General features: G+C 38.7%; 5 protein-coding genes. All 5 read right to left on the minus strand.

Annotated features, from left to right (window positions below; translation table 11 throughout):
* On the minus strand, positions 1–848 hold an 848-nt coding region (locus tag H4683_RS22575), incomplete at its 3' end, for a transposase (RefSeq protein WP_420826600.1).
* On the minus strand, positions 809–1,117 hold the full coding sequence (locus H4683_RS22580) for a DUF4372 domain-containing protein (protein WP_420826601.1): 309 nt from the start codon (positions 1,115–1,117) through the stop codon (positions 809–811). The genes H4683_RS22580 and H4683_RS22575, both read right to left, overlap by 40 nt.
* A gap of 343 nt (positions 1,118–1,460) precedes the next feature.
* Positions 1,461–1,754, minus strand: coding sequence for a transposase (locus H4683_RS22080; protein WP_338062516.1), 294 nt, complete (start codon positions 1,752–1,754; stop codon positions 1,461–1,463).
* 113 nt (positions 1,755–1,867) lie between these two features.
* Positions 1,868–2,698 (minus strand): transposase, encoded by an 831-nt coding sequence (locus H4683_RS20940; protein ID WP_192600756.1) that lies wholly within the window; start codon positions 2,696–2,698, stop codon positions 1,868–1,870.
* A gap of 113 nt (positions 2,699–2,811) precedes the next feature.
* A complete protein-coding gene (locus tag H4683_RS20945; RefSeq protein ID WP_192600757.1) occupies positions 2,812–3,261 on the minus strand; it encodes a GNAT family N-acetyltransferase in 450 nt (149 codons plus the stop codon).
* Positions 3,262–3,520 lie beyond the last annotated feature (259 nt).

Here is a 3,520-nt window from a genome sequence, read left to right on the forward strand (position 1 = left end):
AAAGTGGCGCCATCCGACCAACCAAGCGTAAGCATACGGAAGCCTTTGATGTATTTTCCAGTGGTGTGGTCAAAGACACGCGTTAACAGTTCAACAGACTTACTTCGATTTCGATTATAGGTCGAGTCATCTAAGATGAGAACGCGGTCCCGATCCTCCGAGGTTAGGGGTTTTAAAATCGTTTCAATGAGATGTGCACTGACAAGTGAAAGCAATTTTCGCCAGTTATAGGTCGTCCGTTTGAGCAAGTCATACACGGCATCCTTCTCAGGCGCATCTGGAAAACGCCCTGATTCCAATGTTCGGTAAAGATTCTTTCCTTGAAGGACAAGTGAAAAGATGAATTGGATAAGGATAAGTGCAGATAAGCCTTTCTCTTTCCTAATATTGGATTGGTGTAAGAAAGTACCGATTTTTGCCTGTTTAAAAAAGAGACTTACCCGAGATTTTAGTTGGTCATGTTGAATTGAATCTGGTAAAATTGGAGACATAGAAAACACAGTCATGCGATCAAAGCGTTCATAATCTAAGTAACCACGGTCAAAAACATACATGCGTTCTTTGTCGTCAACCATAACTTCAAGCTGGTTACGATCATGTTCTTTTGCTGTTGTAAGTACTGCTTTTTCAGGATAGGAAGTTCCTTTTTCCATGAACACAAGTCGTAGATGCAGTTTTACTCCCGCTTTCGTTTTACGGAATTTAGCCCATTGATGATTGGTTAAATTAAGTGGCAAAGTACTCGAATCAATAATTTTTAGCGGCATTGTGATTTTCGTATAGTTCGTTTTTTGATGAATTTGCGCGACTAAATCGATAAAAAGCTGTTGAAATAGCGTGGAATCCATCCATTAAGCCTGGGGGATAATTGCGAAACACTGATTGAATCGAGGTTCACACCAGTTTGAAGTTGTTCATCGAAAAGACAATCACTCAGCGCGTGTAGACTTTCCGTTTCATGAAGCTGCGCAAAAAGGAGTAATCTCAAGAACGACTCCGTCGTAAGTTTTTTCGTATAAGTATCTAATTTTAATGTTTTCACGTTTTCCTCAACTAATTGAAGATTTATAGGTGAAAACCATTGTCCAAATGAAGTTTTTCGTGTAATCTTGTCCATGAGATTGGTCCTTTTTAGTGGATTTGGACGGGTTACCACCTGACCTTATCCATTATAAAGGACTTTTTCTTAGCACAAAATAAAGTTAGTGAACACTTCGAGTACCTTTAATATTGGGATTATTTTAATGCGACGCTAGTGATCGCCCAATTTCAATCCTATCCATGGTCAATATGGTGTACAGCGTTCTGGAAGACGATGTCACAGCTTGTTCCACTGAGATTGTGGAACAAAAATGGCTTGTAAAGTTACTCTACAAGCCACTAAATAAAGTGAAAGCAATTACCCAAGAACTTTAATAAATTTAAAAAAAGGCTCAACACCGAAACATGTACTTGACTTTTCAACAACTTAGAAGTTCCTCGTTACATTCCAGTAAAATCCGTTGTTTGTAGTACTTCGGATTCCGAGTGAAGTAATGTCTGCGTTGCAGCGCTTTTATTTTGTTATTTCGTCCTTCCACTGCCGCGTTCGTGAAACGTAAATGATGATAATTACAAATTTCTTCCTGCCAATTGTTCATGGTTTTCAGGCAATTCTGGACAGCCGGATAATCGATTTGTTCTCCCTGTTCAATCCATCGTTCGAAGCCCTTAACAGCCAATCTATGATTGCCACTGCAGTCGTACCAAGTGATAAAAGCTTCTTTCCATTCATAAACTGCCCGTAACGTTTTCCGAGTACTGAAGAAATTGGTTTACTAGTTTAGCTTCCTTTTCGGACAATTGATCTGCCCGTTTACCGATAAGCCTAAAGTTCCGTTTCAATTGTTGACGCGCATGAGGGGAAAGGTCTTTCTGCACATCCCTTACGTATGAGTTGCAAGGCTTCTATCACATACCCGTTCACATGAAAACGATCGGCAATCCGTATGGCGGATGGATAGGTTTCCTTGATAAACGTATGATATGCTTTTGCCAAATCCATGACGACGGCTACAGGTTGAAGATTCATCCAGTGTGGGTGCTCTTGATAATAAGCCCGTAAATCCTCCAGTTTCCGACCGGGGATGACATCAAGAAACGTATCACCCCGCAAGTCATGAAGGCCCGTATTATACGTGTGCCCTTTGCGGATTGCGAAGTCGTCAATACCCAAAACAAGCTGATTACTTTCTAAAGCCTGTTCTGTACAGACCGCTTGAACCTGCTTACATTCGCCTTCCATCCATTGTTTAAAAACCCGTTCCACGGTAGTCGCAGGGGTTTGTGTCTGTTTTGCCGCATGCTTAACTGTCGCACCGACCACGTGACCTGGGAGCGATGCAACGAATTGTTTGGTGTATCGTTTTCCTGGTTCCACACATGCATAGTCAAAAATAAAAGTAGCCCCGCATGGTTTACACAACAGTCGGATTGCAGGGAGACAAAGGAATACACGCCGACCGAAGGCTGGAAGATGACGTACTGTTCGTTGATAAGCAATACCCTTATGGATAACGTCCTCTCCTAGGCAGTGAGGACACTTTTGGAAACGATCCGTAGGATCTGCATGAACAAAAAAGTCTTCTAGGATACGTTCGACATTGGAAATAACTAGCTCTGTTAAATCAAGAAGAAGAGTGGTAAAGTGGGAGTTCATCTGTCTACCTCTTTCGTTGTTGGGTCGTACTTTCAACTATAGAGGATACAGGTGTTTTTTGTATAGTTTTTTATGTCAAGTACAGACTTTGGTGTTGAGCCAAAAAAAATAGATTACATTTTTATTAGTTCCCATTTCAGCATATTGTTATTTTGTTCTACTCTTTTCATTTTCATTTTTTCTAATACTTTTATTGAGGGGATATTGTCATCTAAACATTCAGCAATTATTTTTTCTACTTGGTTAAATGAAAAAGCCCAGTCAATAATCGCTTTTACTGCTTCAGTTGCATACCCACTTTTTTGGGATGAAGGAGTGATTCCATATCCTATTTCAACCATATTATTTATAGGTTTACCTTTGAAACCAATATCACCAATTATATTGTTATTATTTTTATTCACAACGAACCATATACCCCAACCCTGAATACTCGAGTCATTTTTAAGTTCACCTAGATATTCTTTTATATGATTCCCGATTTCGTACTCTCGAGGGGAAATTTTTGATACAAATTCTGGATTGCATGCAATTAATTTTAGCCTTTTAGTTTCGATTTCCATAAAAATCCCCTTTTTTTAAAACATAATGTATTTAATTAAATGATTTCTTTAGAATTAAGAAAACAATGTATTTTCTATACTATACATAATATATTAAATTTTGTAAAGATAGGATAAAAATAAATAATGGAGATCTGGTTCTAAGTCAATACCATGGACACAAAAAAGTTAAGTCTTTTTCAAACAGGCATCAACTCAATGAATATCCTATATCCAGAGAAATCAATTAGCGAAATAGACACCTTTAATTAGTTTCTCT

The organism is Sporosarcina limicola, from assembly GCF_014873855.1.
Classification (GTDB): domain Bacteria; phylum Bacillota; class Bacilli; order Bacillales_A; family Planococcaceae; genus Sporosarcina; species Sporosarcina limicola.

Bases quoted from the DNA above. Each gene is read 5' to 3' on its own strand.
- H4683_RS22580 (WP_420826601.1), bottom strand. From the start codon at position 1,117: ATGGACAAGATTACACGAAAAACTTCATTTGGACAATGGTTTTCACCT.
- H4683_RS20940 (WP_192600756.1), bottom strand. From the start codon at position 2,698: ATGAACTCCCACTTTACCACTCTTCTTCTTGATTTAACAGAGCTAGTT.
- H4683_RS20945 (WP_192600757.1), bottom strand. From the start codon at position 3,261: ATGGAAATCGAAACTAAAAGGCTAAAATTAATTGCATGCAATCCAGAA.